Here is a 25,864-nt window from a genome sequence, read left to right as displayed (position 1 = left end):
TCTATTTTGAGCGCGTGGTGCGCCGGCGCGGCTTCCATATGTCGGACAACGCATTGACAGCGGCCTCAAGCGCCTTCCGGTCGACGACGTTGGGATCGAACTGCTCCGGGCCCCAGAGGCGCATATGTTCGTGCTCCGGATGGGTGGGGTCGCTGATGGCGTCGAGGTATTCAGCATAGCCTGGCGCACCGCCGACATCTTCCGGAGGACAACGGCCGGCGGCCTCGAGCAAGAACGGAAGTCCATCCGTTGTCGTGTTGTCGAACCACTTTTCAAGCTTGATCACGTGATCCCAGCTGTCGCCGAAGTCGTAGAGATAATGGATCGTCTTCGCGCCGGTCTCCTGAACGATATTAGAGAGCCGCGTCTTGCGGGCATCGATGGGCTGAGGGCCAAAATCTCCATCGGGATCAGGTATACCCCAACGTCCTTCGCCGGCCAGGAACTCGAAGAGATGGCTGTTCGTCCAGCCAAACGCCGCCTGAAGCGTCAGATGCAGCCGATCAAGGCGCAGGGTGACGGGTACGACAAGGCGACGCATCACCTCCGGCTTCACATCCTTGAGGGTCACCTTGATCCGGACCGCGGTCGTGTTCAGGCTCATGCCGCCAGCCTCGGATCGTGTGTATGCATCGTATAGGTCGACGCCCAGGGAAGCAGTTCGTCCAGTCGCGCCGCAGGCCAACCATTGACGAGCTTGGCGAGAACGTCAGCGAGCCAGTGCTCGGCACTGACGCCATTGAGCTTACAGGTCTCAATGAGCGAAGCCAGCAATGCCCAATTCTCGGCACCTTCGTCGCAACCGGCAAAAAGGGAGTTCTTGGCATTGAGCTTGATTGGCCGCATCGCTCGCTCGACCGCATTGGTGTCCATCTCGATGCGCCCGTCATCAAGGTAGAACGTTAGGCCGTCCCAATGACGCAGCGCGTAACGCAGGGCCTTCGCCGTGTCGCTCTTCTGCGCAAGGTGAGCAAGCTTGGCCTCAAACCACTGCTTCAAGGCTGTAGCCAGAGGCCGGGCATGCGCTTGTCGCCCCGCGCGGCGCTCGTCCGCAGATCGGCCGCGGAGTGCCTTCTCGACCGCGTAAAGCAGGGCGATGCGCTCAAGGGCCTCGCGGGCAACCGGAGCTGGCGCCGGCGCAGCCTCCCGCTCGATCTTCACAAACTGGCGCCGCAGATGCGACCAGCAGAAGGCGAGCGTCCCGGACAGGGCGTCCGCACGCGTCTCTCGGGTCATGGTCTTGTAAGCCTGATAGCCGTCGCAGTGGATGATGCCGCGATAGCCCTCGAGCAGCCTCAAGCCATGAACGGCCCCACGGCCCGGTGCATAGGCGTAAACCACGCCAGGTGGATCAGGTCCGGCCCAGGGCCTGTCATCGCGTGACAGCGCCCAGAAGTAGCCGGTTTTGGTCCTGCCGCGCCCTGGATCCAGCACCGGCGCCGGGGTCTCATCGACACAGAGCTTCGAAGAGGCGAGCAGAAGCTGGCGCAGACGATGCCACAAGGGCTTCAATTCCTGGGCGGCGTAGCCGACCCAAAAGGCGAGCGTGGAACGGTCGATGGCGATACCGTGGGTCGCCAGCATCTGCGCCTGACGATAGAGCGGCAAATGCCAATGATACTTGGCGTCAATTACATGCGCGACGAGACGCTCGGTGGGCAGTCCCCCCTTGATCAATCGCTCGGGCGCAGCGTGCTGGAGGACGACGCCATGACAGGCGCGGCAGGCAAGCTTGGGCCGGCGGGTGACGATCACCCTGTATTGCACCGGAACGACGTCGAGCCTCTGGCTCTCATCGTGACCAATCTCAACGAGATCGCCTTTGCAGCACGGGCAGCAGGTTGCAGCCGGCATCAGCGTTTCGACAATGCGTGGCAAATGCTCCGGAAGCTGACCACGGTTGGCTCTGCGCTTGGCAGTTCTCTTCTCGCGGGCTCTGGGATTGGCGCGATCCTCAGCTGCTTCGAGAGCCGCGACGGCCTCTTCGATGTCCTCCAGAACAAGCTGTAGCTGATCAGCGTCCAGCTTTTCCGAGGACCGACCGAACTGCGCATCCTTCGCAAGCTTGAGCAACCGCTCGAGCCTGGCGCAGCGATCCAGCAGAGCCGCGGCAAAGGCACGCAACTCGGCGGGATCGCTCGGCAGCTCATCAGGCAAATCACTCACGGGCCCGAGTCTGCCATGCTTCGCGCCTCGATGCAGCGAAGATTTTATGTCCTACGCAAGCGCTTTCGGCTGCAGGATCCGAGGCGCGTGCATCCGCGTCCAATCCATGCCGGCCAGAAGCGCGGACAGCTGGGCGGCATTCATCTGCATCACGCCGGCCACGATAGGAGGCCATTTGAAGCCGCTGCCATCGAGCCGCTTCCAATACATCACAAGGCCGCTGCCATCCCAGACGACAATCTTCACCCGATCGGCGCGCTTCGCACGGAACACCACCGCCACGCCCTTCATCGGGTCATGGCCCAGCGTCTCCTTCGCCAACAGCGCCAAGCCCTCCGCACCTTTTCTGAAGTCCACAGGTTGCGTCGCCACGTAAATCATGAGGCTCGCGGGCGGCGTCAGCATGAACGTGTCCGTCGAAGCGCCAAGAACACATCACTCAACACAGCAAGGCCAGGCGTCCCTCGCACCTCCACGCGTGCCCCCTGGAGTTCAACCGTCACAACGGCTGCTTCCGGCGACCCGGTGGGCTCTGCGGCCGCCGGTAGCGCCGATTCCGATACCACCGGCACGAACGACAGCGTGTCCGCCGAAGCCGGCAGCACCAACTGGCCCAAACGCGCCCGGCGCCGCCAGTCGTGCACCTGTTGGGGCCGGCACCCATGGCGACGCGCGACATCTGTGACAATCGCCCCCGGCTCAAGGCTTTCCGCGGCAATCTGTGCCTTCAAATCGTCCGGCCAGCGCTTTCGACCTGCGCCTGCGTACACTTCGATACGCGGTGACAACGGTCGTCTTATGTCGTCCGAATGGTCGTCCATTGTGAGCACCCTTGCAGAAGATGACTCTTCTAGCGGTCCTCTCAGGACTGAGTACAAAAATTCTCAAGGGCCTCAACGCCTCGCTTACGCTCGATCCATTCACGCCGGCGGTTTTTGCGTTCTGCAATCGCCGTTGCGACCGGATGAAGTTGCTGTTCTTCGACCGGTCCGGCTTTGTGCTGGTCCTCAAGCGGCTGACCGAGGACAAGTTCCGATGGCCGCGCCGCCAGGAGGCGGTCGTCCGGCTTACGACCGAGCAATTGCACTGGATCCTTGATGGCATCGATATCGATGCGATGGTCCGCCATCCGGTGCGGCAATATCAGGTTGCTGGCTGAGCTCTCGAGTTGAGCGGTTGACGCGTCGGTACGGTTCAGATTCAAGAATCCGATGAATCGAACCGGCGATCCGAGTGTTGAAGTGCTGTTGGCGCGCATTGCTGCGCTGCAGGCGGAGAACCATCAACTCGCCGACCGCGTCGTCAAACTCGAGGAAGAACTGGCGCTGGCACGCCTGCATCGTTTTGCGCCACGCAGCGAAAAGCACGTCGATCGTCTCTTCAATGAAGCCGAGCAGGCCGCCGATGAGGATGACGCCGGCAGTGAAACGAACAATATCGCCGAACTTCCGGACACGGGCTTGCCACCCGTCGAAAACACAACGGGAAAGAAGCGCGGCAGCAGGCCGCTGCCGGCGAACCTGCCGCGTGAGCGCGTCGAGTATGACCTGCCCGACGATCAGAAGGCGTGTCCTTGCTGCCGTGGCCAGATGCATCGCATGGGCGAGGCTGTCACCGAGCAACTTCATATCGAGGTGAAGGCGAAGGTTTTACAGAACGTACGCTTCAAATATGCGTGCCGCCATTGCGATCGCACCGGGATCAACGCCCCTGTCGTGACCGCGCCGATGCCGACGCAGCCGCTGCCGGGCAGCGTTGCCACGGCCTCAACACTGGCGTTCGCGCTGGTTCATAAATATGTCGATGGCACGCCGCTCTACCGCCTGGCGCAGGCCTTCGAACGCGCCGGCGTTCCGGTCAGCCGCGGCGCTTTGGGTCGCTGGGTGATCGGCTCGAGCGAGAAACATCTCTCCCGCATCTATGACGCCCTGAAGCTGCGGCTCAGATCGCAGCCTCTCATCCATGGCGACGAGACGACGGTTCAGGTCCTCAAGGAGAAGGACAAAAAGGCCACCAGCACATCGTATATGTGGGCTTATCGCAGCGGCAAGGGCAGTCACGAGCCCATCGTTCTTCTGGATTATCAGCCGGGCCGCGGCCAAATCCACCCCCAGGCCTTCCTCGGCGATTACCGCGGCATCGTGATGAGTGACGGCTATACCGCATGGCGCACGCTGGAACGGGCCACCCACATCGGCTGCATGGCCCACTCCCGGCGGCGCTTTGTCGATGCCCTCAGGGCGAGGAAGAAGGGCGGCGGTCCGCCCGAGCAGGCGCTGCGGTTCTTCGACCAGCTCTACCGGGTTGAAAGGCAGGCGCGGGACGGAATACCGGAGAAGGGTGAAACACAGGCCGACTGCATTCGCCGCTTCCGCCAGCAACATAGTGTTCCCACCCTCAATGCTCTCAAGGTATGGCTCGATGACATGGCCCCGAAGGTCTTGCCTGACAGCAAGCTCGGCGACGCCGTATCCTACACCCGAAACCAATGGAAATATCTGACGCGCTACACCGGGGACGGCTGCATGCTGATCGACAACAATCTTCTGGAGCGCGACATCAGGGTTTTTGCAACTGGCAGGAAGAGTTGGTTGTTCAGCGATACCGTGGACGGAGCCAAGGCCAGTGCCGTCGTCTACAGCCTGATGCTGACCTGCCGCGCCTCACGTGTCGAGCCGTTAGCGTGGTTGCGCCACGTCCTCACCGAATTGCCTCAGCGCGCCGGCGACGCCGATATTACCGACCTGCTGCCCTTCAACTTCCACAAAGCCGCCACTGCCTGAACGGCCCGGTATCGCCCGATACTAGGGCAATCCTTCAAAACCGCCGGCGTCAACGTGCGGGGAAAATCGCGCTTACGCATGATCTGCCGGCTGCATCTGAATAAGCATCTGACGCAGTTGGTCCCAATCATAGGCGGTCGCACCATGGCCCTTTAGAGCCATAGAGCCGGCGGCCCAAAAACATGAGAAGTCGATGCCTGGATGACCGGCCCCACTGATAAACATCAGGGCCAAGGCCAGCATCGTTATGCTGAGCACGACGAGACAGGCAATTGCCAGCGCTCTATCCTCGCCGTCCTCGTGTGAAATGGCCCAAGTCATAAAAAATCGCGCGATTTCGCCAACAGCGCAATCTACCACTGCATTTTCTGGCGCGGCAACTGAGCGGGTATCCGTTAGTTAACGGAGAACCCTGTCTTTAGGACGGTTCCTGCGGCGCCACATTGATTCAGTGCCCCCATCATCAGCAGGCTGCCAAACTCTTTATTGTTCCATCACTTCATCCTCTCCCTCTCTCCCCTCACAAACTTACTCTTCAACCCGTCGACATTCTCACTCAAGGCCGATGGGATAACGCCACTCCGTTCCCATATTGTCATCAGTAATCGGGCTCTTACCTTCCGTCCGAGCGAGAAGCTGCGGACATTCCTCAATGACAGTCCGTGCATAGTCCGGCGATGTGATCGCATCAAGCAGCATACGATCCTCGGAGCTTTCGGGCCCGAGCTGTCGCTCTCCGTCGATAACGTAGGACTCCAGCGTCTGGCGCCAGCGCCCGAAATCCCAATCAATCGGCGCATCCGATACAATCATATGATTGGTGAACCGTGCGCCATAAGGAAAGGCGAGACAAGCCGTCCGCTGGACCCGATCGGAGTCGGTCGTGTTGTAAAAGAGGATACCGCCGGAATTGAGGTGATGCTTCGCAAGCTCAAGAAATTCCGTTGACAGTAGATTGGTTGAGTTGGCACGAAAATGCCAAGTCGTGTTGGAGACAATCGCGTCAAAGTGTTGATCCGGATGATGGCTCAACCAACGCCGGCCGTCGTCGATAACGATCTTGACCTTGGGATTTTTTAATACCGAAGCCACCTCCAGCTGCCGTCCGACGAGACTCGAATAGCCGGAATTGATCTCTACGATCGTAAGCGAGCGCACCGCGGGATTATTCGCTATGACTTGCGCCCACGAGCCCGACGAGAGGCCAATCATCAGGACATCGCGCGACGCGTCACGAAATAGGCTGAGCGCGTAGGGACGGATAATGCCATTCGGGTCACCGGCGAGGCGAGTGTTGAAGCGGCCGTCATACATGCCATTTCCAAATACGGTGCCATCCTTATCGACGGTGATAATGCCGCTGCGATTTTCGACGACGTCGGTAAAATCGTAGGCGGCTTGGCCCTTGCCAAGCAGGTTTTCGAATACGCGGTGCGACATCGCCGGGATGGCGACGCACGCCAGCGCCAGCACGGCAACAGCCCTCAAAAAGTGTTGTCGGCGCTCGCCGCGCGGGCCCTTCGATCGTGCCAGAAGAATTAGGACACAGAGGGTGCCCGCGAAAACCAGAGCGAGGGCCAATTGCACGGAGGTCAAATAATCCGTCAAGATGAAACCAGTGAGGATCGCGCCCGTCGCGGACCCTAGGATGTTGGCAAAGTATAAGAGCGACATCCCCATCCCCGCCGCTTCGTCGGCCGGGATTCCAACTTGAGCGAGATAGGGCAGTAGCGCCCCCCACCGGCGGGCGATGAGATAGACCAAAAGCAAGGCTATCCCGATCGTGCCACGGCCAAACAATGCCGACTGTGCCAAGACTGGCAAAAACATCAGTCCGATTAGATTGCCGATGATGATTTCGTCGATGGCCTTGCGTATGACACTGGGAAGCGAGCTACCTTCGCAACTTTCGCCAGCCTTGCGCGCCCCACCGGCGATCCCGAAGAGAAAGCACGCGAGCGTCAGCGCAAAGGCGGTTGCACTCGATCCCGACGCGTAGGAGACGATCCGGAATAGGTAGATCTCATAAGACAGAGATATAAAGCCGCCCAGCGCTGAGATGAGAATGATCGCAATCGGGATAGTGACGGCTTCAGACGCAGGTCTGATAACAGCAGCGTCTCTCGATGGTGCCTGACTGCCGCGGAACAGATGAACGACGACGGCGCACAGTGCAACAGCGACATTGAGCGCGACAGCCACTAGCACCGCGCGATGCGCGCCGAGGAACGGAAACAGCAAGAAGCTGCACAACACGCAGGCCGCCCCTGCTCCCAAGGTATTGACGTAGTAAAGCAGGCCGACCGTGCGGCCTACCTCTCCTGAGGAGCGAACAAGATGCGCGACCAGGATTGGCAGCGTAGCCCCCATCAACAACGTTGGAATGAGCACCAACAGCAGATTGACCGCGGCGACCGCAGGCAAAGACCAATCAACGACAAGTGCTCCGACCCGTTCGAATGCGCCAAGCGAGACGATTCCAAATATCGCCGTGACGGCTTCGATCATCGCCAGCAGTGGCAGCAGGCTGATGCTCCGGCGTTTCGAAATCCATCCGCCGGCAAGGCTCCCCAGCCCAAGGCCAAGCATGAAGGCGGAAACCACGATGGTCACCGACTCCGAATTCACGCCAAAAATACGGAACAGTACCCTCTGCCAAGTCAACTGATAGATTAGCGCCGGAAAGCCGGAAAAGAAAAACAGAAAGCAGAGAGTCTTTGTTCTTGCCGACAGGCCCGCGCGCGTGGCAGCGGGGGAAAAGTCCAGGGCCGTCATGAACGCGCGTCCCCCTTTAAGAACCTTCGCCGTCGAGTTCGTGTCCCGGCGGACGCCCTACTCCTTGGATCTCTGAAATCCCTAGCGCACGATGCACCAGCAACCATCGTGCCGGGCATTCGTGCGTTTGTGAACCCGTTTACACCCCCGTAGTATCACGGCCCGGCAAGACGATCATCCCGTTAACTAATGGATACCTGTTCCATTGCTCGACCAAGAATTGCAGTGCTAGATTGCGCCATTTCGGGCTTGGAACCAATTTTTTGTGAGCAATTTGACCGTCACCAATTCATGGCCCGTTCGCACGTCGATCGCGATACCGACGTTTGCAGCCACTTTGTTCCTCAGCGCCAGCCTGATGTTCTTCGTCGAACCGATGGTGGCCAAAATGGTGCTGCCAAAGCTGGGCGGCGCAGCAGCCGTCTGGACCACATGCCTTGTTTTCTTTCAGGCCATGCTGCTTCTCGGCTACGCTTACGCCCATCTGCTGACAAGGTTCTCGCGCACTGCCCAGATCATTGTTCACTTTTGCATTCTGCTGCCGCTTGCGGCCACCGTATTGCCCTTGTCGCTCGGCGCCGACGCCCCGTCGGCAGAGCAATCCCCCGTCCTGTGGCTCTTGCTGCGTCTCACGTTGGCCTGCGGAATCCCGGTGTTCGTGATTTCGACGACCGCACCGCTCCTCCAGCACTGGTTTGCGGATGGAGGTCACAAGGAAGCGCGCGATCCCTATTTCCTCTATGCTGTGAGCAACGCCGGCAGCCTGCTGGCGCTGCTGGCATACCCTTTGATGATCGAGCCCGAGCTGACGCTCGATCGGCAGTCATGGCTCTGGTCGGCTGGGTTCGCCGCGTTGGCTTTCGGCCTCGTCGCGTGCGCGGCGATCATGCTGTCGCAGAGGCGTACGACGGACGCGCCGGAGCCAACCGCTGAAGCTGCCACGACAGCGGGCACACGAGATCGCCTAACGTGGACGGCGCTCGCCTTCATCCCCTCATCCCTGCTTCTCGGCGTCACCCAGTACATCACGACCGACGTGGTGTCGGCGCCGCTGCTATGGGTGATTCCACTGACGCTCTACCTTCTGACCTTCATTCTAGCCTTCGCGCGCCGGCCGCCATTGCCACATGGGGCGATGCTGCGCGCGCTTCCGATCATGCTGATCCTGGTCGTAATGACCAGTGGCACCAGCGGCAATTTGCTCCCGCTTCCAATGGCACTGGCGTTCCATCTTGGATGCTTTTTCGTCGTTGGCATCGTCTGCCATGGCGAGCTTGCGAAACGACGGCCACCCGCCGCGCAACTGACCGAGTTCTATTTTTTTCTCTCGCTAGGAGGCGTCATGGGCGGCGTCTTCAACGCGCTGATCGCGCCGCTCATCTTCAATGGTGTATGGGAATATCCGCTGGCGCTGGTTGCGGCCTGCCTGATGCGGCCTCGGATGGTCTCGGACGCGCGGCGCAGCCTGCCAATGGACCTTGCATTGCCGCTGCTGTTGTCGGCAGCCCTGATGATCGGCCAGCACGCGCTTACGTCGCTTGGTTCCGGGCCAGCGGCGGTTACCCTGCTCTACGCGCTATATGTCCTGCCGGCATTGGCACTCGTGAATTTCTCAAAACGACGTTGGCGTTTCGCGCTCGCTGTCGCACTTCTGCTGTTTCTTCCGGTATTGCCACAGACCACGGGGCAGCAAATCGTCGCCAAGCGGAGCTTCTTCGGCGTCTACCGGGTCGAGCAGGTTTCCGATGCGGGCACGCCGACCCTCGTCCTCATGAGCGGCACCACGATGCACGGCGCAAAGAGCCTGCTGCCGAACGAATCAACGCTGCCGATGACGTATTACAGCCCGGAAGGCCCATTCGGCCGCTTCATCCGCGCACTGCCTCAGGACGCGACACGCCGCTTTGCGGTGATCGGGTTGGGCAGCGGCGCCCTCGCCTGCTACGCCGAAGCCGGACAGAGCTGGACCTTTTACGAGATCGATCCCGCCGTCGAGCGGCTGGCAAGAGAGCATTTCAAGTTCCTCGAAAATTGCGCCCCAGGTGCACACGTCGTTCTCGGCGACGCGCGGATAACCATCGCCGATGCGTCTGACGGTAGCTATGACGTACTCGTCGTCGACGCGTTCAGCTCGGATAGCATCCCGATGCATCTGCTGACCCGCGAAGCCCTGACGCTTTACCAGCGAAAGCTGGCGCCAGGCGGCCGCCTCCTATTCCACATCAGCAGCAGGAAACTCGATCTTGCGCGGGTGGTCGGAGCTCTGGCAGCAGATGCGGGCATGCCGGCGCGAACCCTTTTTGACATTCCGCCGGCAGGGACATCCACATTCAGGCGCTCTGCAACGCAAGTGGCCGTCATCGCCAAACGCGAGGGTGACCTTGACTTCCTGTCAAAGGAAGACGGTTGGGAAGTGCTGCCGACTGCACCATCCCAATATCTTTGGACCGACCAACGAGCAGATCTGCTGCGGGTGATCAGATTTTGATGTGTTAAGCGCACGACCAAGCACACAAGTCCGTACTGTCAGACACGACGCTGAGCATCACGAATGGGAATTCGGTCCGCGGACGTCGCTGCAGGAAGTGCGATAGGAAGCTCGATTGATCTTCAGCATCAGCTGGCTTCAAACTGTCCTCACGCCCCGTAGCGCCCTGCCCGGCAAAACGCGATCATCCGCTAAACCATGGGGTGCCTCCCGGTTGCTCAGCCCAGAAGTGCGGTGGTATATTGTTGCCATTTCAACTTCGGCCAATTTTTTCATGACCGATACCAAGGTTGGGCGGGACGCACGATCCGAACCGCTGGACGCGCTCCGCGGCTTGGCCATTTCGATGGTCATCGCCTACCACTACTTCGGGTTCAAGTACGGAATTTTCGGCGTTAACCTGTTCTTCGTCCTCAGCGGTTTTCTGATCGGCGGCATTCTCCTGGATAGCCGCAAACAGCCCGGCTATTTCTCATCGTTCTATGGACGGCGCGCGTTTCGCATCCTGCCGTTGTATTGGCTCCTGCTGATAATGGCGTCGCCGGATCACTGGGGCTATTACCTGTTATTCATCCAGCAAGCGGCGTGGCTGCAGTTCGGCTTTCCGGTACACGAGCCGATCTTCGTCACTTGGTCGCTCGCCGTCGAAGAGCAGTTTTATCTGATCCTGCCGATCCTGATTTTCTGCCTGCCGCGGCCATGGCTGATCCGTGTGCTGTGGGGCGGCGTACTGCTGGCTCCGGTCTGGCGCTGGATCTTTGATGCCTATTTGCCTCACCCATCCTGGCTGTCCCTGCTGCCCGGTCGCCTGGATGAGCTGTTCGGCGGCGTGTTGATTGCCTGTTTGACGCGCGCCTATTGCCGCTCCCGCACCACATGGGCCATCCTGGCCTTCATTGCACCGGTTTGCGACCTTGTTCATTTCGCGCTGGTTGGCTCCATCGCGGCTCTCTCGGTCGTGGGATTTACGTGCTGCGTTGCGGTCTGGTCGGCCGCCATCACGGAACGACCGGTGATGCTTCGTCCGCTGATCTGGATGGGGCGCCGCTGCTATGCGCTCTATCTATTCCATATGCTCGTGTACGCGGTAGTTCTTAGACTTGATGCTCCATTATCCGCGTTCATCGCCCTTTTGACAACGTGCGTCCTTGCGGAGACAAGCTGGCGCGTGATCGAGGCCCCGCTCATCGGCTATGCAAAAAGACGATTCGCAAGGGTTGGCTCTGGGCCGAATCGGGTCGTCGGCGCGGCTTTGATGCCGGACCGCTGAATTGATGGCTCGGTCCGAAAATCAGTCGACAGTCGCGCGGCCGTGAGCCTACGGCTGATTGTTTGGCGGCCGCTCGATGAACTTTCGGCTGCCGTTGAGAAGCTCGAGGTTATTGGCGATGACCGGGTTGCCCGGATCGAGCGAATACGCCTTCTCGAACTTCTTTCGCGCCGCGCTCAGATTGCCGCGCAGCATGTAGGAATAGCCCTGGTCATTGAGAATCTGCACGGTCTCGCCACCCAGCCGGATCGCTGACGCATAGGCCTGGTCGGCAAGATCGAAGCGGCGTATCCGGTCATAGCTCGCCGCAAGCCCGACCCAAGCCGTCACGTCCTTTGGCGATTTCTCGACGGCGTCCTTGAAATATCGCTGGGCGATGCCGTAGTTGCCGCGGTTGTATTGCTCGAGCCCCATCCGAACCGGCTCGTCGGAGGGATAGTATTTGACGTCGGTCGGCTCCTGCACCGGATCGCCGCCCGGCGGATCCACGGGCGCGACGATCGCGGCCTCCCGCGTTGTGTAGTCGCAGGCGCCAAGGCCCACCGCCAGCCAGCAGCAGGCAAGCGCCGGAATGAGACGCCGAAAACCTCGTCCCATAGCCCGATCCCAGCAACTTACCAGCATCATTCGAAAAACCATCGTAAAACTACCTACGGAAAACAGAGCGTGCGGCGGAGCAGGTTTACCTATTGCCCCCCACCCCGACGGACACCGATCCTCCGGTGCCCGCTCCCAATCCGGTTGTGTTGACATTCTGAATCGTAGTGACCGGCGGTGCCTGGCCCATCGCCGTCGTCGGAGCGCTTATGTCGGGCAGCTGATCGACTGGCCGCGACGTGGTGCCGTAACGTTTCACGGATTCTGTCACACGCCGCGCGTCGTACGCGATCCTGCGGTCACCGACATAGGCCGGCCATGGGTGAATCGTGTGGGTGGCGGCGTTGACTTCCTTGGCGTTGCCGGCACTCATCGTGATAGTGTCGGAACGCCGGACGTAGCGGTCCATCTCGTCATGTCCGTAGACGCCGTAGCAGCCGCCGAGCAGGACCGGCGCGAGCAGAGCCAGATACCTGATGGTCATCCCTCGCCTCCTCTAGTTCAGGGTTTTCACGACCGGCTGGTTCGCACCAACGGCCGGTGGCGAAGCGGGCACAATCGCGTTCGGCGCTATGATGTGACCATAGGGTCCCTTCACCTCGCCGCCCGAATTGACGTAGTCGTCGTAACGCTTGCGAACTTCCGTCTGACCGTTGAGGAAGAAATCGACATCGTTGGCCGGCAGGCGGGAGTCGAGCGGCGACGCTAGTTGCTGACCGGGTGCCGCTGGCGCAACCAGGCGCGGCGTCACGATGATGACCAAGTCGGTTTCCTGCTGCTGGTAGGATTTGCTACTGAACAAGGCTCCAAGCACGGGCACCGAGCCGATCCAGGGCAATTGCGAAACGTCCTGCTGGTTGCGTGTCTGCAAGAGACCGGCGATGGCAAAGCTCTGGCCGTCACGCAACTCGACCGTGGTGCGCGCGTCGCGGCGGGTCAGTGACGGAACGCTGGTGCCCTGGATCGTCACCGAATTGGTGAAGTCGAGCTCGCTGACCGAGGGCTCGACGCGGAGATTGATCAAGCCGCGCGAGAGCACAGTTGGCACGAAGGCGAGCTCGACGCCGAACTTCTTGTAGTCGATCGACACGGTCGGAAAGCCGGCTGTCGACTGGCTTGGGACCGGCACCGGGAATTCGCCACCGGCCAGGAAGCGCGCGGCATCACCGGAAAGCGTGGTCAGATTCGGTTCCGCCAGCCGGCGCGCGAGCCCTTTGGTTTCCAGCGCCGTAATCAGAAGATCCACCGAACTGCCGTTGCTGGTCCTCAGGATGCTGGTCAACAAGCTTCCGAACGGGGCCGGAGAAACACCGCCGGCAGAACCGACAAGCGTTCCGATCGTTCCCAGCACAGGAAGGCTGCCTGTGGGAGCGGCGCCGACTGGACCGCCCCCGGCACCGAAGGTGCCATTGCTGGTGTTGATACCGCCAATGGGAGTTCGACCAGCCGCTACAACGCCACCCTGCCCCGAAATGCCGATGTTGGTTCCATTGGCGTTGGCCGCCATGAGGTTCACGCCGAGATCACGTCCCGCCTGCCGGTTGACCTCGAGGAAGCGCACCTCGAGCATCACCTGCTGCGGCGCAGCGACGCTCATCGCATTGACGACAATGCCGCCCTCGGGAACGCTACCCTTTGCAATCGTCAGCGCCCGCTCCGCGGAGACTGCATCGGCCGCCATTCCGCTCAGCACGACCTGGCCTTCGGACGCAGACACGCGAATGCCGCGCGTGCCCGTGCCGGATTGGATGTTCTGCTGCAGGTTGCCGATATCGACGGTCACCTCGACATCGAGAATGCCGATCTGCTTCATCGAGCTGTCGAACAGGATGACGTTGGTCGTGCCGGTCTTCTTGCCCTGGACGTAGATTAGGTGATCGCTCAGCGACTTCACGTCCGCGATATCAGGCGAGCCCGCGACGATCGAGGCAAACGCGGTATCGACCCTGAAGGTGCGTGACTTGTTGATGGTCACCCTGACGCGCTGGACGTCGTTCATTTCGCTGACGAAGACGCCGCTTGACGATGGAGCCCTCCGGTCCGCGGCTGCGGCAGGATCGGTAGAATGAAACAGGCTGACTACAGCACCGAGCGCCATCGCGCTCAGGGCGACGAGCCTCCGTCCCGCATCATCCGAAACGCGCCTTCCAACCATGCCTATCCCCTTCGCCGTGTCTCCACGACGATCCCCCGTAAACCTACGGCCTCGACGTCCCGATCACTCCAGTTCGTGCACCACGCCGTAGAGCTTACAGTTTGTCCGACTACAAATGGTTACTCGCGAAATTCCCATTCCCTGGCGCGCTGAGCTGTCGTATCCCCACTCGCCAGGCCGCAAATGGCGGCTCCAGATAATCCCCCGCCGCGCGCCCTGATTGCAAGGAAAGAGCCCTGCCGGGGGGGGGCCGACGCCTGAGAAAACTCCCGGATGTTGCCAGCGCGCACCACTTCCGTAACCCGCTTGGGCTAATCCCCGCCTGCCCAACGGGCAACCGCCGATCGGGCGGCTATCGGCCGCGAAACCCGCTCGGTCAGGCCCCGCGATTCGGGCTCTCCTCAGAAGGGAATCTTGGTGGACGCGCTCGGCGCGTTGAACGTTGTTGTGCTCCAGATCGGCATCAACATCTTGAAGCCTGTCTGGGATGCCGTCACGGTAAGCGCGTTGGTCCCAGCGGTCGTGGTCACTGTCGGCGAGAGACCGAGGCTGGTGTTATATAGGAACGGCGCAACCGCCTGCTTTTGTGCGGCCGACAGATAGTCGGTGGTACAAGCGGACGGTGATGTACCCGCAATGAGAGCGGGTGTGTAGCACTGGATCATGTTCGCCCGGGCGCCAGCATCGGCAAGCGCGCGCAACGACTGCATCGTGATCGCATAGCGCCCGAAATCAAAAATGGCGAAGATCAGGGTGAACAGGGGCACGGCAATGAGGCAAAATTCCAGGGCTGCCACACCGCGCTGGTCTAGCCGTTTCATCACTGCACCAAACGCACGGTTTGAACATTAGGCTCTGCCCCCGAGCCAGGACTGGTCGAAGAATTTGGACATTGAGAGTTATCCAGCTTCGTGTTGCCCTGAAAGGTAACTGCGGCGGCAATAACCTCGTAGCAACCAGTTGCCGGGGCAGATGAGCTACTGTTACCGGAATAAGTGAGGTTAGCGTTGGGTGCATAGACAATGCCGTTGAAGTAGCTGGTCGAGTCGCCGCTGATATTTACAGTTTGGTTGCCCGGCGTCGATTCACCATCATAGATGACGAGCTTGGACATCTGGGCCAATACCGTTGACGAAAGAGGTCCCGAAGGCGCGCTCATTCCCGTAAGCTGAATGATTGGCGTACCAGTAAAGGTAAGCGTTGCTCCTGCGAAAAATATGAGCGTAGCCGTACCCTTTACGGTCGGATTCCCATTGATTTTGACTTTCCCCGAAAAATAATACGTCCCACTTAATGCGGGCGGGTAAGTGAACGTCGGATTGTTGTTGCTGTTATAGCAGGAGCACGTCTCATACGGTTGGGGTGTAGTGCTGCTATTGTTGTTCAGAAAAGCCGATGTCTTCAACGCGGACAGCGCCGTGTTCACCGCACTCAACGGATCGGGGATCGGCTGCTGATACGTTTTCACGCCCGTACATTGGGTTCCGCCCGTCTGGGAGCAGCCGCCGACCGTGTAGCTCGGCGCATCCACTGAGATGCCTGAATTGCCGATGAATCCGATCGCGTTAGACGCGTTGCTGTTCGACGAAATACCGCAGGTCGGCGACGACACGGTAGCGCTGCCCTGAAAGGTAACCGAACCCGTCACGGCCAACACACATGGAGGCTGCGCTAATCCACTCGCAACCTGGGCGATCGCCGTCGCACCCACATTGACCGTCGACAAGCCAAGGATCCTGGCCAGATATGCCGGCTGCTGCTGGCCAATGGTGGCCTGGACGTAAGTTCCCGCCGTCCCGTTCCACGAGGTCAGCGAAGCGACCTGGACAGTCTGCGTAATTGCGCTTGTGCTCACACATTTGGAGCCTGGATAGGTCGGGTCGCCCGAAGCATTGCAGAACGCGTTCTGAGCAGCGACCTGCTTGCCGCGGTAATCGTATGTCTGTGAGTTATTGCAGCTTACGCCAGGCTGTGGAGAAGCGTCGCACGCCAATCGCAAGGCGCCCGCGTAGGCGGCCGCATCCGCCGCGCCCTGGGCGCGCTGCTGGGTGACGTACCACGTCCCGGCCTCTCCGCCGAGCGCCATCACTCCGATCAACGGCACCATTGCAATCACGGTTGCGAATGCGGCCGAGCCCCGGCGGCAATGGAGGATGTTGCGCATGGAACACCTATTGAAACCGTTCCGAGTAATACAGCGTGAAAGAACAGGGATTGGTATTGCCGCTAACGCACAGCACGGACCTCAGCACCATCGGCGCCAGCGTGATCGTTGTCGTATACGAATAGTACTTCGGTTGGGAGGGATCAGAGTTGGATGAAGAGCAGACAGCATTGCTCTCGCCGCAAATCAGCGTGATGCTGGGAATCGGATAACGGCTATCGGCCTTGGCGAGCGCGGCCGACGCCCAACTGGACGCGTTGGTCACATCCGGTGGCGGGGAATACAGGATGGCTTGCCCGAACCCGCGCAATGCCGCGAACGCCGATATGTACTGGAAGCCGGCGAGCGCAACATCGGCGAGCGGCAGAAGAACGATCAAGAGCAGGAAAACGTAGACGATCGGCACTTCGAGCGCGACGGCGCCGCGCTGATCCGCGATCAGCGAACGCTTGAGGCTAGCACGAGTTTCCCTGCAAGGCATGTCCGCTTTCACCAAACGTAGGGGATCAATCTCCAGCGCGACGCTTCGTAGCTGGAATACTCGGGAAGATTGCGCCGAAGCACGTCCTCCTCGTAGAGGATTCGGCTGACCTGGATGCCGATGTGCAGGATCAGCAAGGCTACGGTCATCAAGCTCAAATGCTGCAGCACGACACCGAGGAACACGATCTCCTCCGACAGATAGAGAGGATGCTTGATCCAGCGGTAAGGACCGGTCTGCACCACCGAACGCGCCTGGGGCACCAGACTGAATGATCGTCCCAGATGCCGGATGGTGACGAGTATCATGATCATGCCGGTCAGCACGCAAACCGTTGACGCCAGGTTCGGCAGTGCCCCTTCCGTCTTGTCGAAGAACGTGATCGTCCATGGCCAATAAGTGCCGACAAATGCCGCTATTCTCGGCGGAAGGCCTTCCGCCTGCGCCTTGGCGGGCGCCCGGGTGAGGACCAGCAGTGCCAGCATCAGGTAAAACACCGCCACGCAAAGACTCGACACGAGCGACGGCCAAAGCTCGCCAGCCGATGTTCCGAGCTTGAATGCGACGACAAGTGCCAGGAGAAGAAACCACGCGCTGCCCAAGACCCGGATGATACGGTCGTAAGCCAGACTTGTCGGCAGCGTCATTGTACTTGCACTCATGGCTTAGTGACCGCTGTTGGCGAATGTTCGCATGAGGTGGAGGAACGGGCTCGCGCCCAGAATGATGAACATCGCCGGGAGGAGGAACAGCACCATCGGAACGGTGAGCTTGGCGCCCAGCTTGTGCGCTCTTTCTTCCAGCTTGGTGATGCGTTCGCGGCGCAAGTCGGTCGCGATGCTGCGCAGGGCCTGGCTCAGCGGCGTGCCGTATTGCAGGCTTTGGCTGACCATGGTTCCGAAGCGACGCAGACCTTCCGAGGTTGAAGCGAGCTTCTCGAACGCGTCAGCGCGGCTCGGCAAGATCCGGAGATCATCAAGAAGACCGTGCAACACATAGGCGATTGAGGGATTGGTCTCCCCCATCTCTTCCGCCACGCGTTCCAGCGCGCTCTCCAGGCCCATGCCCGCTTCGCTGCAGACAACGAGCAGATCGATCATATCGGGTGTGCCTGCCCGAACGGCCGTATCGAAGCGCCGCTTCAGGACCATCAGAATCACGCGTGGGCCAATAATTCCGAACGCCAGGCCGAGAAACGTGAAGATCATCACGTCGCTGAACGGCCTTCCCAGAATTTGCGCGATAGAGAACCCTGCGATCGGAAGCGCAAAACTGCTGACCGTCTTAAAGCCGATCCAAATCGGCAGCGTTCGATAGTGATTGAATCCTGCCGATTGCAGGACCGCCCGCAACTGGTCCAGATTTTCCTGACCGTAGAAACGCCTGTAGCGCGTGCCGACCGATGAAAGCCAGCCGATCAGGTCCTTGGACGAAGCCGATCGGTCGGGAATGCCCAACACTGCGTTCGACACCCGCGTGTTCAACGCGCGGAGATGGAGCTCGCGGATGATCAACAGGAAGGTCGCAGCCGCGGCTGCTATAGCGAGAGCCGCCAAACCGAGACCGGCCGTCATAGCGAGGTTTCCCTTCTGACCATCCAACGGATCACGAAATGTCCCATCAGGACCGAACACGCGGCGTACGCGAGCAACACGTTTCCTTCCGGATCGAACAACAGCAGATCGACCAGATGCGGATTGATCCAGTAGAGCAGCGCGCCAACTATCACCGGCGCCATTGTGAGGGCGCGCGAGGAAAAGATGACCTCTCCCGCCAGCGCCCTCGCACGGGCCGCAAGCGCAACCCGCTGACTTACGGTTTCGGCCAGCGTCTGTAGCGTTTCCGCCAGGCTGCCGCCGGTCTTCAATTGCACTGCGAGCGTGACCGCAAACATCGCATATTCCGGCACTTGCGTTCGCCGATAGATGTCTTCGACGGCTTCCTCGGGCGACCTGCCGAGATTCAATTCGCTACAGACGATGGCAAACTGCCCGGATGTCGGTTGCGGCATCTCGCGTGCGATGGTGCGGAATGCTTCGTGGACAGGCAGCCCCGATCGGACGGTACTCGTCACCAGCTGGATCGCGTCCGGAAGTTGCTGGAACAGTTGATTTGCGACGCGCCGTTGCTGCCAACCAAACAGACCGCGCACGACCATGATGGCGACGATCGCAGCCGCAGTACCCGCTTTTAGGCCCGAGAATTTGAACAACTCATTGAGGAAGAGAATTCCAGCCGCAGCGAATCCCCCGGCAAGAAGCACATAGACCGGGCGCACAGCGTACACCATCTCAGGACGGTAATTGACCAGACGATCGAGTAAATTCCAACGTGAAGCCTTGGCGGCACGACGGATTGACACCAGGGTCGCCGCTTCAGCTGTCGGCAGCGCAATCTCAAGCTGGCGGTCCATACGCCGCTGTCGCGAGTCAAGCCACAGCGTGTTTGCCGTGGCACACAGCAGAAGCACCAGAACGATGACCAAGGGCGTCGACATCAGATCTGCCTCATCGCCTCGGCCCAGGCTCGATCAAGCCCATAATAGACGAGGCGGCTCTTGAATTTCGGGACCGCGTTGGTGGACCGGTAGGTGCCCGATATGCGCCCATGAACGTCCTCGTCCTTGTACTCGAAGAGCGCAATGTCATTGGTGGTGATCACGTCGCCCTCGAGGCCGATCACCTCGCTGACCTGCACGATGCGGCGCTGGCCGTCCCGCATGCGCTCGACCTGCACGATAAGATCCAAGGCGGCGACGATCTGAGCACGGATCGCACGCGACGGCAGATTAACCTGTCCCATCTGCACCATGTTTTCCACACGGGTCAGAGCATCGCGCGTGCTGTTAGCATGCACGGTAGAGATTGATCCATCGTGGCCGGTGTTCATCGCCTGCAGCATATCGAATGCCTCGGCGCCGCGCACCTCGCCCACGACGATGCGGTCTGGCCGCATGCGCAGCGCGTTCCATAGCAGATCGCGCTGCGTCACCTGGCCCGTGCCCTCGAGGCTGGGCGGCCGGGTCTCCAGGCTTATCACGTGCGGTTGCTGCAGTTGCAGTTCGGCCGCGTCCTCGATCGTGACGATGCGTTCGCTATGGTCGATAAATTGACTCAAGGCGTTCAGCAGAGTCGTCTTGCCCGAGCCGGTGCCGCCGGAGACCAGCACATTGAGCCGGCAGCGAGAGGCTAGCTCAAGCAACTGCCCGAGGGCCGCGTTCATCGTTCCGTTTTCGATCATCCCAGCGATATTGAAACGCCGACTCGGGAACTTTCGGATCGAGATACAGGGGCTATGAATTGCCAGCGGCGGCAGGATGATGTTGACGCGGCTGCCGTCAGGCAGACGGCAGTCCACCATCGGGCTGGATTCGTCGACGCGGCGGCCGACCTGCGAGGCGATTTTCTGGGCGACGGAGGCGATGTGGTCATTGTCGCGAAACCGAACCGCGACCCGCTCGAGCTTTCCGGCCCGCTCGACGTAGACGTTGCTCGGTCCGTTGATCATAATATCGTTGATCGACTCGTCGAGCAGAAGCGGACGAAGCGGTCCGTAGCCGGTCATGTCGTCGGCGATTTCCTCCGCGAGGTAGAGCTGCTCGCGGCCCGACAGCTCGAGCCGCTCCTGGTTGGCGATGCCGTGGATGATTTCCTCGATCTGCCGCCGCAGGACGTCGCGGGAGACCGTCGTGGCAATCCCCGGCTCGATCTGTTCGATCACCCGTTCGCGCAGCGACGCCGGCATCACCGGGTGGTGCGAAGGCTCTCCATGCTTCGGCGCCGGCGCAAACAGGCTCGGTGCCGATGACGCCGTGCTTGGCTCCGCCGGCAGCAACGGCGGCGGGACCGGCTGCACGCTTGGTGCCGCGGGCGGCGCGACCAGCACCGCGCCAGGCATCCGCACTGGCATTTCGTCTGCTCGCCTGCCGAACTTTTTCATAGCCCGAGCCACCTCTTCCAGCCGCCCTTTTTCATGGAGCCGACGCCAGTGATCTCCCGTACGATCGGGGCGAGGTGACGCCGCAGTCTGGATACGTGCTTCAGCGCGGGAATGCCGAGGTTGACCGCCTGGGTCATTCCCTTGCCGAGGTCAGGGATCACCATATCAGGCTCAGCGCCAAGTGCCTTGACGATCGTCCCCCTGGGAAGGCCACCGGGCCGGTCAGCACGATTGAGCAGGGTAAAGACCCGATCCTTGCCGGCGATGTTGGTGACAGCGGTACGTAGCGCATGCGCGTTGCGCAGCCCAGTCACCTCGGCTTCCAGCAGCACCAGCACATGACGGGACATCTGGATGACCGGATAGATCGAAGCCGGGAACGGCACCGGCACATCGACGACCACGTAGTTGAAGCGCTGACGAAGCAGGCCCAGCACGTGTCGTACGCCCGCTTCGGTGATATCGAGCTTGGCATCGAGATCTTCGTCGCCGGAGATCAGGGCAACCCGATCGTTCACGTCGATTGCCGTCCGCTCCAGAAACAGCGTGTCGGCCCGCATCGGATTTTCAAGGGCAATGCGCAAGCCGGGTCCCGGACGGACACCTAGCATCACCGCGGTCTCGCCGTTCTGCAGATGCAGGTCGAGCAGCGCAACCTTGGCCTTTGTGGTCTCTGCCAGTTGCAGTGCGAGGTTGATCGCTATGCTCGTTGCACCTGCGCCACCCTGCGCACCACAGATCGAGACCACATGCCCGCCGCGATCATTTTGGGCGGGGGCGGCCTCTCCAAGCAGCTTCGGCCGGAGCTGGTCCAGCACCATGTCGCGGGTGATCGGCGTCGGCAGGTACTCGGTAAGCCCGATCTCCATCAACTCGCGGTAAAAGGTGATTTCCCGGTTGTCGCCGATCAGGCACACCTTGACATCAGGTGGACAGACGCTGGCCAGACGCTCCAGTTCGGTAAAGGGATCATCGATCCCGCTGATGTCGGTTACCAGCGCGTACAGATCGGTGTCGGTCTCGAGCATGCGCGTCGCATGACGGACGGTGCCACGCCGGATCACCAGGTTGCTGCCGTCAAGACCCTTGCGAAGCGCCGCAGCGCTCAACTCGTCGTTCACGAAGCAGACGATGCGATTACGCGCAACAAGGGACGTCGTCTCTTCGGGTGGGTCCACCACTGCCATGTTCACACTCATCAACGTTTCTCCGGCGCCTTGCCAACGTCCACGGCCGCAGCCGTCGTCTGAGAGTCGATCCCGGATGGCCCGTCACAAGCCGCACGGGGGTCATAGTCTGCATCCTGCTTCCTGACGGAGTATTGCTTGACCCCGCTGCCGCTATAGATCGCAACCGTCGTGCTCTGGCCGGCAACCGCACTCTGGCGCGCCAGTTCGGGCGATACATCGCAGCTTGATGTCGCACCCGTGTCGGCCTTGGTCCACTGCTCGGCCGCGGCTCGAACGACGAGCGAGAGCGTTCCAAGCTGCTTTGCAACGGCGACCTTCTTGACCTGCTCGGGCTTGAGCTCCAACGAGACGGTTTGCGCCGTCTTGCCTACGACAGCATTGCTGACAGGGCGCCCGCCTTGTGCAATCTCCTGGTCGATCGCGATGACCCGCACGTTGGACAGAACGGTTTCGCTGACGGCTCGCTTTACCGGATCCGCCTTCTCGAACACCTGGGTCAACACCACATCGACATTGTCGCCCGGCCGGATCAGACCGGACACGCCTGTCTCCTCGTCAACCCTGATGCTGATTGCCCGGCTGTCAGGTGCCAGAACGCTGGCGAGGAAACCCCGATCCTTCGGACGCAGGATATCCTCCAAGGTGATGGCGCTGCCGGCGTCGACGAACTTGCGAACCAGAGAACCGGGAAGTCCGGCCTTGGAATCAGGCGTTTCGAGGATCGCCCCGGCGGGGACACGGTTCGGCGCCGCCTGGCGCACGGCGAAATCCTCGTCTCGCGCCAATGTCCCCTTCGACAGCGGACGCGTCGCGACAAAGTAGCCGACGGTCGCTGGCGCCGGCGCCGCCGGCTTTTCCGCGACCGCCTGGGCAACGACCGGGTCTTTCGCCTGGTTCACATTATAGGCAATGATCCCGAGTGCCGTAGCCGCAAGCAACAGCACCATGATGATTGAGACGCGCAAAGCGGACGACATGTCAAAATCCTTTGCTCAAAATAGTCCAGATACCGCCGCATGCGATGGCGACCCCGTAGGGCAGCGGTGCATGCCTCAAATGGCGCCAGCGCTCGACTGCATAGACCCTTCGCGCAAGCGACGATCCGGCGGGCGCCAGCCGCGGATATGGCAGGCGGCGCATCATCAAATGCACTGCGGCCAGAGCGCCACCAGCCAATGCAGTTACGGTCAACAGCTCAATCACGCCGGCCAGCGGGAGGCCGACCGCCAGGGCAACCAGCAATTTGACGTCGCCGCCGCCGATCATTCCGCGCTGGTAGATCACGAAAAGCACCAGAAACAGGATCGCAGCAACGATCAGCGACTGGCCAATCTGCATCGGGCCGGCCAATTGACCAACGATCCCAAGGAACGCCAGCGCCAGACAAATTTCGTTTCGGATCAAACGTGTCGCGATATCGATCGTTGCGACATAAAACAACAATGCGATTTCCAGACACGAGGTCGTGGTCGCAATCCAATTCATGAAATATATGCCTCAGAAATGTCGGGGGGGCATAAAAAAATGCCCCCCCAAAAGCGCGGCCTCCTCAGGCAGAGGCCGCGTTGATCACAGCGGTCGAGATACTGGTAATCGCTGAACTCAGCGCCGAGCCGACACCGGACGACGTCGAGGTACCAAACGCAGCGGCAACCGCGGCGACGATACAAGCGGCAACGATCACGTATTCGAACGACACGACACCGTCCTTGTCCGTGCGCAAACGCAGGAACGTGTCTCTGGCCTTGATGTAACAACGCAACATGGAGCAAGCCTCCTTCGACCTTGCCGACATCGCAGTCCCGTTGGCCGCTGTTGGCGGAAAAGCTCTGCCAACCGCAGTCAGCGTTTCGGCTTAGGCAGAAACAGCGTTGTTAACCGCGGTGGTGATCTTACCGATCGCAGAGCTCAACGCCGAGCCGACGCCGGACGAAGTCGAGGTACCGAACGCGGCGGCGACCGCAGCGACGATGCAAGCGGCGACGATCACGTATTCGAACGACACAACGCCGTCCTTGTCCGAGGCGAGACGCTTGAAGGCTTCGGTGGTCTGGATGTAAATCTTGAGCATAGGAATATATCCCTTTTAGGAATGAAATTTACGCAACATGTTGGCGGGGCAAAGTCTGGTGCCAACTAGGATTTTCTTATAATGCGTCGCGAGAAAGCTGTCGATTGGTAATCGTTTATTAACCCTACTGGCGTATAGGCTGGCTGCCCCTTTTTGCGCGGCGCTTCGAAGCTAAGCGTGAAAAACCTGTTGAATAATAGGCATTTCGACATTTCACGACATTTCAGTTTGGCGGCTCCGTGCGAATACGGTCCTGGCGCCCGCAGATTTGCGCAGCCCTCCAGGCCAGCCACAACACTCGGCATCTTGGAGTTCTCGAAGCAGCCAAAGGCGACCTGCCTACGAACAGTCGGAAGTGGCGAGCAAAGGCTAGTTGCGGAGCTCCGTATTGTCCCTCTGCGCTCGCCTAAGATGGACGACGGCCACGTCATCGGCATAGACCCGCTCCCACTCCGGCAGCCGATCGAGCAGACCCACCGCCGGAGTCGACGGAGACAGGAGCGTTGCGTCGATCTTGTATTCATCGAGCAATCTAACGAAATCCGCTACGTCAAAGAGCGAGATGGCACGCACGTAGCGATTGAGAAAGCTCGCTCCGTACAGTTCTGCGCGTGAATCAATGAACACCGGAATGTTCTGGAGCATTAGGTATCCGCAGAAGAAGTAGGCGTTGAGTACGCGATCTGCCCTTTGCTCCCTTAGTTTCTCGACCGCGGCACGCGGCGCGAGTGGTGGCGTGAGGTCCTTTACCGCGATCATCGCCCCGCTGGCGACGACGAGAGCGGCGATCGCTGCGATCACCGTTGACCGCGTTGGGGCGACCACTTTCCGGTTGTGCTGCAACTGGGGCCACGACAGGTGTTGCGCCAACGGACTGGCAATGAAGAATGGCGCAACCAGTGCAAAAACGTCGACATACCGCACGTGGACGAGCATCTGATAAACTACCGCCAGGAGCGTGGCGATCCTGATCGGAGGGAGCTTGAGCCCGCTGTAAAGCAGGTAGGCAAGCCCAGCGATAAGGCATGGTGTGACAGCATGGACGGAACTGAAGTCCAGGGGTTGCCACTCGCTGATATGTGAGAGAGCGTCTCCCAGGTGCAAAATGCGCACGATGACCAGGATAGCTTCCGGCCCATATGGGTTGATGCATGCGGCCCCAAGCGCCAGCACCCCAAATCGAATCCATTGGACTGCAATCCTGGCGCGGTCCGATTTATCCGACGTCCAGAGCGTCTCCAGGGCGAACGGCCCAATCAGCGCCAAGGCCAGCGTGAAGCTTCCGTGGAGGTTGGCCCAAAGCGTGACGAGTGGAAGATATACCAAGGAAGGAGCCCGTCGCTCTTCGCTCGCTCTGACCAGCGCATCTGCCCACACCACCATCAGGGGAAAGACCAGGACATGCGGGCGGGTGAACACGTGGAACGACGTCATTACGATTGCAGCCGACGCCAAGATCGTGGCCGGTATGTTCGGCAGTCTTTTCAGGAGCAGGAGCGCAAGCAGGTAGTACGCGAGCGACGATGCCAGCGCCGCCAACATCACGGGTCCCGTCCATCCGGCCAGTTCGTAGGCAACGAAATAAAGGACTTCGGATAGCCACTCACTGGTTATCCAGGGTTCACCGCGCATCGTGAAGGAGAGCATATCGACGTGAGGCACGGCACGATGATCGACGATCCACTGGCCGACCGCGATATGCCAATAAATGTCGGCATCCTTCAGCAGGAAATTGCCTCTGGCGATGATCGCGAGATAGGCAGTAGCCGCGAGCAAGAGCGGCAA

Annotated in this window: 26 protein-coding genes; 4 read left to right on the top strand and 22 right to left on the bottom strand. The window is 60.4% G+C overall.

Going from position 1 to position 25,864, the window contains the following annotated elements; translation table 11 throughout:
• Position 1: 1 nt before the first annotated feature.
• Genes ACVMDN_RS11730 through tnpA form a run of 4 tightly spaced genes read right to left on the bottom strand, consistent with a single transcriptional unit; the run spans position 2 to position 2,987 of the window.
• Complete coding sequence (locus tag ACVMDN_RS11730; RefSeq protein WP_456814901.1) at positions 2-604, bottom strand: plasmid pRiA4b ORF-3 family protein; 603 nt, start codon at positions 602-604, stop codon at positions 2-4.
• A complete protein-coding gene (gene tnpC, locus ACVMDN_RS11725) occupies positions 601-2,166 on the bottom strand; it encodes an IS66 family transposase (protein WP_253625024.1) in 1,566 nt (521 codons plus the stop codon). The genes ACVMDN_RS11730 and tnpC (ACVMDN_RS11725) overlap by 4 nt, the downstream gene beginning before the upstream one ends.
• A gap of 51 nt (positions 2,167-2,217) precedes the next feature.
• Positions 2,218-2,571 (bottom strand): IS66 family insertion sequence element accessory protein TnpB, encoded by a 354-nt coding sequence (tnpB, locus tag ACVMDN_RS11720; RefSeq protein WP_456814273.1) that lies wholly within the window; start codon positions 2,569-2,571, stop codon positions 2,218-2,220.
• On the bottom strand, positions 2,565-2,987 hold the full coding sequence (gene tnpA, locus ACVMDN_RS11715) for an IS66-like element accessory protein TnpA (RefSeq protein WP_247280258.1): 423 nt from the start codon (positions 2,985-2,987) through the stop codon (positions 2,565-2,567). Before tnpA ends, tnpB (ACVMDN_RS11720) begins: the two co-directional genes overlap by 7 nt.
• A gap of 20 nt (positions 2,988-3,007) precedes the next feature.
• On the opposite strand from tnpA, the gene tnpB (ACVMDN_RS11710) reads away from it, so the two are divergent.
• The gene (gene tnpB, locus ACVMDN_RS11710) at positions 3,008-3,325 is read left to right on the top strand and encodes an IS66 family insertion sequence element accessory protein TnpB (protein ID WP_456815238.1); all 318 of its coding nucleotides are present in this window, start codon (positions 3,008-3,010) and stop codon (positions 3,323-3,325) included.
• A gap of 52 nt (positions 3,326-3,377) precedes the next feature.
• Entirely contained in the window at positions 3,378-4,949 is a 1,572-nt protein-coding gene (tnpC, locus tag ACVMDN_RS11705; RefSeq protein ID WP_456835201.1) for an IS66 family transposase, read from the top strand.
• Positions 4,950-5,021: 72 nt separating this feature from the next.
• On the opposite strand, the gene ACVMDN_RS11700 is transcribed toward tnpC (ACVMDN_RS11705), so the two are convergent.
• Together ACVMDN_RS11700 and ACVMDN_RS11695 are read right to left on the bottom strand one after the other, a co-directional pair.
• The gene (locus ACVMDN_RS11700) at positions 5,022-5,270 is read right to left on the bottom strand and encodes a hypothetical protein (RefSeq protein ID WP_456814272.1); all 249 of its coding nucleotides are present in this window, start codon (positions 5,268-5,270) and stop codon (positions 5,022-5,024) included.
• 231 nt (positions 5,271-5,501) lie between these two features.
• On the bottom strand, positions 5,502-7,724 hold the full coding sequence (locus tag ACVMDN_RS11695; RefSeq protein WP_456814271.1) for a fused MFS/spermidine synthase: 2,223 nt from the start codon (positions 7,722-7,724) through the stop codon (positions 5,502-5,504).
• 265 nt (positions 7,725-7,989) lie between these two features.
• Here ACVMDN_RS11695 and ACVMDN_RS11690 point away from each other — a divergent pair, with 265 nt between their 5' ends.
• On the top strand, positions 7,990-10,212 hold the full coding sequence (locus tag ACVMDN_RS11690; RefSeq protein ID WP_456835202.1) for a spermidine synthase: 2,223 nt from the start codon (positions 7,990-7,992) through the stop codon (positions 10,210-10,212).
• A gap of 115 nt (positions 10,213-10,327) precedes the next feature.
• Entirely contained in the window at positions 10,328-11,482 is a 1,155-nt protein-coding gene (locus tag ACVMDN_RS11685) for an acyltransferase family protein (RefSeq protein ID WP_456814268.1), read from the top strand.
• A gap of 48 nt (positions 11,483-11,530) precedes the next feature.
• Here ACVMDN_RS11685 and ACVMDN_RS11680 read toward each other — a convergent pair whose 3' ends face one another.
• The 16 genes from ACVMDN_RS11680 to ACVMDN_RS11605 all read right to left on the bottom strand — a co-directional run bounded on the left by ACVMDN_RS11680 (position 11,531) and on the right by ACVMDN_RS11605 (position 25,855).
• Positions 11,531-12,079: a tetratricopeptide repeat protein gene (locus tag ACVMDN_RS11680; protein ID WP_456814267.1), complete on the bottom strand. Its 549-nt coding sequence runs from the start codon at positions 12,077-12,079 to the stop codon at positions 11,531-11,533.
• Positions 12,080-12,164: 85 nt separating this feature from the next.
• The gene (locus ACVMDN_RS11675) at positions 12,165-12,563 is read right to left on the bottom strand and encodes a hypothetical protein (RefSeq protein ID WP_456814266.1); all 399 of its coding nucleotides are present in this window, start codon (positions 12,561-12,563) and stop codon (positions 12,165-12,167) included.
• Positions 12,564-12,575: 12 nt separating this feature from the next.
• Entirely contained in the window at positions 12,576-14,234 is a 1,659-nt protein-coding gene (locus tag ACVMDN_RS11670) for a type II and III secretion system protein family protein (RefSeq protein WP_456814265.1), read from the bottom strand.
• A 401-nt stretch (positions 14,235-14,635) separates the two neighbouring features.
• Positions 14,636-15,055, bottom strand: a complete 420-nt coding sequence (locus ACVMDN_RS11665) for a TadE/TadG family type IV pilus assembly protein (protein ID WP_456814264.1) — start codon at positions 15,053-15,055, stop codon at positions 14,636-14,638.
• The gene (locus ACVMDN_RS11660; RefSeq protein ID WP_456814263.1) at positions 15,055-16,398 is read right to left on the bottom strand and encodes a pilus assembly protein TadG-related protein; all 1,344 of its coding nucleotides are present in this window, start codon (positions 16,396-16,398) and stop codon (positions 15,055-15,057) included. Before ACVMDN_RS11660 ends, ACVMDN_RS11665 begins: the two co-directional genes overlap by 1 nt.
• A gap of 7 nt (positions 16,399-16,405) precedes the next feature.
• A complete protein-coding gene (locus ACVMDN_RS11655; protein WP_456815237.1) occupies positions 16,406-16,891 on the bottom strand; it encodes a hypothetical protein in 486 nt (161 codons plus the stop codon).
• A complete protein-coding gene (locus tag ACVMDN_RS11650) occupies positions 16,888-17,526 on the bottom strand; it encodes a methyltransferase family protein (protein ID WP_456814262.1) in 639 nt (212 codons plus the stop codon). Before ACVMDN_RS11650 ends, ACVMDN_RS11655 begins: the two co-directional genes overlap by 4 nt.
• A gap of 18 nt (positions 17,527-17,544) precedes the next feature.
• Positions 17,545-18,453: a type II secretion system F family protein gene (locus tag ACVMDN_RS11645; protein ID WP_456814261.1), complete on the bottom strand. Its 909-nt coding sequence runs from the start codon at positions 18,451-18,453 to the stop codon at positions 17,545-17,547.
• Positions 18,450-19,376: a type II secretion system F family protein gene (locus tag ACVMDN_RS11640; RefSeq protein ID WP_456814260.1), complete on the bottom strand. Its 927-nt coding sequence runs from the start codon at positions 19,374-19,376 to the stop codon at positions 18,450-18,452. Before ACVMDN_RS11640 ends, ACVMDN_RS11645 begins: the two co-directional genes overlap by 4 nt.
• Positions 19,376-20,818 carry a CpaF family protein gene (locus ACVMDN_RS11635; RefSeq protein WP_456814259.1) on the bottom strand — a complete coding sequence of 481 codons (1,443 nt, stop codon included), beginning with the start codon at positions 20,816-20,818 and terminating at the stop codon, positions 19,376-19,378. Before ACVMDN_RS11635 ends, ACVMDN_RS11640 begins: the two co-directional genes overlap by 1 nt.
• Positions 20,815-22,017: an AAA family ATPase gene (locus tag ACVMDN_RS11630; RefSeq protein WP_456814258.1), complete on the bottom strand. Its 1,203-nt coding sequence runs from the start codon at positions 22,015-22,017 to the stop codon at positions 20,815-20,817. The genes ACVMDN_RS11635 and ACVMDN_RS11630 overlap by 4 nt, the downstream gene beginning before the upstream one ends.
• Positions 22,017-22,955 carry a Flp pilus assembly protein CpaB gene (cpaB, locus tag ACVMDN_RS11625; protein WP_456814257.1) on the bottom strand — a complete coding sequence of 313 codons (939 nt, stop codon included), beginning with the start codon at positions 22,953-22,955 and terminating at the stop codon, positions 22,017-22,019. Before cpaB ends, ACVMDN_RS11630 begins: the two co-directional genes overlap by 1 nt.
• 31 nt (positions 22,956-22,986) lie before the next feature.
• The gene (locus tag ACVMDN_RS11620) at positions 22,987-23,493 is read right to left on the bottom strand and encodes an A24 family peptidase (protein ID WP_456814256.1); all 507 of its coding nucleotides are present in this window, start codon (positions 23,491-23,493) and stop codon (positions 22,987-22,989) included.
• Between the two features lie 64 nt (positions 23,494-23,557).
• Positions 23,558-23,773 carry a hypothetical protein gene (locus tag ACVMDN_RS11615; protein WP_456814255.1) on the bottom strand — a complete coding sequence of 72 codons (216 nt, stop codon included), beginning with the start codon at positions 23,771-23,773 and terminating at the stop codon, positions 23,558-23,560.
• Positions 23,774-23,863: 90 nt separating this feature from the next.
• Positions 23,864-24,079 (bottom strand): hypothetical protein, encoded by a 216-nt coding sequence (locus tag ACVMDN_RS11610; protein ID WP_456814254.1) that lies wholly within the window; start codon positions 24,077-24,079, stop codon positions 23,864-23,866.
• Positions 24,080-24,448: 369 nt separating this feature from the next.
• Positions 24,449-25,855: a hypothetical protein gene (locus tag ACVMDN_RS11605; RefSeq protein WP_456814253.1), complete on the bottom strand. Its 1,407-nt coding sequence runs from the start codon at positions 25,853-25,855 to the stop codon at positions 24,449-24,451.
• Positions 25,856-25,864 lie beyond the last annotated feature (9 nt).

Source organism: Bradyrhizobium sp. USDA 4510, assembly GCF_054059095.1.
Note: the sequence above shows the minus strand (reverse complement) of the source record. Positions and strands in the feature narration are given on the sequence as shown.

Bases quoted from the DNA above. Each gene is read 5' to 3' on its own strand.
- ACVMDN_RS11675 (WP_456814266.1), bottom strand. From the start codon at position 12,563: ATGACCATCAGGTATCTGGCTCTGCTCGCGCCGGTCCTGCTCGGCGGC.
- ACVMDN_RS11640 (WP_456814260.1), bottom strand. From the start codon at position 19,376: ATGTCGACGCCCTTGGTCATCGTTCTGGTGCTTCTGCTGTGTGCCACG.
- ACVMDN_RS11615 (WP_456814255.1), bottom strand. From the start codon at position 23,773: ATGTTGCGTTGTTACATCAAGGCCAGAGACACGTTCCTGCGTTTGCGC.
- ACVMDN_RS11630 (WP_456814258.1), bottom strand. From the start codon at position 22,017: ATGAGTGTGAACATGGCAGTGGTGGACCCACCCGAAGAGACGACGTCC.
- cpaB (WP_456814257.1), bottom strand. From the start codon at position 22,955: ATGGTGCTGTTGCTTGCGGCTACGGCACTCGGGATCATTGCCTATAAT.
- ACVMDN_RS11680 (WP_456814267.1), bottom strand. From the start codon at position 12,079: ATGGGACGAGGTTTTCGGCGTCTCATTCCGGCGCTTGCCTGCTGCTGG.
- ACVMDN_RS11730 (WP_456814901.1), bottom strand. From the start codon at position 604: ATGAGCCTGAACACGACCGCGGTCCGGATCAAGGTGACCCTCAAGGAT.
- ACVMDN_RS11700 (WP_456814272.1), bottom strand. From the start codon at position 5,270: ATGACTTGGGCCATTTCACACGAGGACGGCGAGGATAGAGCGCTGGCA.
- ACVMDN_RS11660 (WP_456814263.1), bottom strand. From the start codon at position 16,398: ATGCGCAACATCCTCCATTGCCGCCGGGGCTCGGCCGCATTCGCAACC.
- tnpB (WP_456815238.1), top strand. From the start codon at position 3,008: ATGACTCTTCTAGCGGTCCTCTCAGGACTGAGTACAAAAATTCTCAAG.
- tnpC (WP_456835201.1), top strand. From the start codon at position 3,378: ATGAATCGAACCGGCGATCCGAGTGTTGAAGTGCTGTTGGCGCGCATT.
- ACVMDN_RS11645 (WP_456814261.1), bottom strand. From the start codon at position 18,453: ATGACGGCCGGTCTCGGTTTGGCGGCTCTCGCTATAGCAGCCGCGGCT.
- ACVMDN_RS11610 (WP_456814254.1), bottom strand. From the start codon at position 24,079: ATGCTCAAGATTTACATCCAGACCACCGAAGCCTTCAAGCGTCTCGCC.
- ACVMDN_RS11635 (WP_456814259.1), bottom strand. From the start codon at position 20,818: ATGAAAAAGTTCGGCAGGCGAGCAGACGAAATGCCAGTGCGGATGCCT.
- ACVMDN_RS11620 (WP_456814256.1), bottom strand. From the start codon at position 23,493: ATGAATTGGATTGCGACCACGACCTCGTGTCTGGAAATCGCATTGTTG.
- ACVMDN_RS11650 (WP_456814262.1), bottom strand. From the start codon at position 17,526: ATGACGCTGCCGACAAGTCTGGCTTACGACCGTATCATCCGGGTCTTG.
- ACVMDN_RS11695 (WP_456814271.1), bottom strand. From the start codon at position 7,724: ATGACGGCCCTGGACTTTTCCCCCGCTGCCACGCGCGCGGGCCTGTCG.
- tnpB (WP_456814273.1), bottom strand. From the start codon at position 2,571: ATGCTGACGCCGCCCGCGAGCCTCATGATTTACGTGGCGACGCAACCT.
- ACVMDN_RS11665 (WP_456814264.1), bottom strand. From the start codon at position 15,055: ATGAAACGGCTAGACCAGCGCGGTGTGGCAGCCCTGGAATTTTGCCTC.
- ACVMDN_RS11670 (WP_456814265.1), bottom strand. From the start codon at position 14,234: ATGGTTGGAAGGCGCGTTTCGGATGATGCGGGACGGAGGCTCGTCGCC.
- tnpA (WP_247280258.1), bottom strand. From the start codon at position 2,987: ATGGACGACCATTCGGACGACATAAGACGACCGTTGTCACCGCGTATC.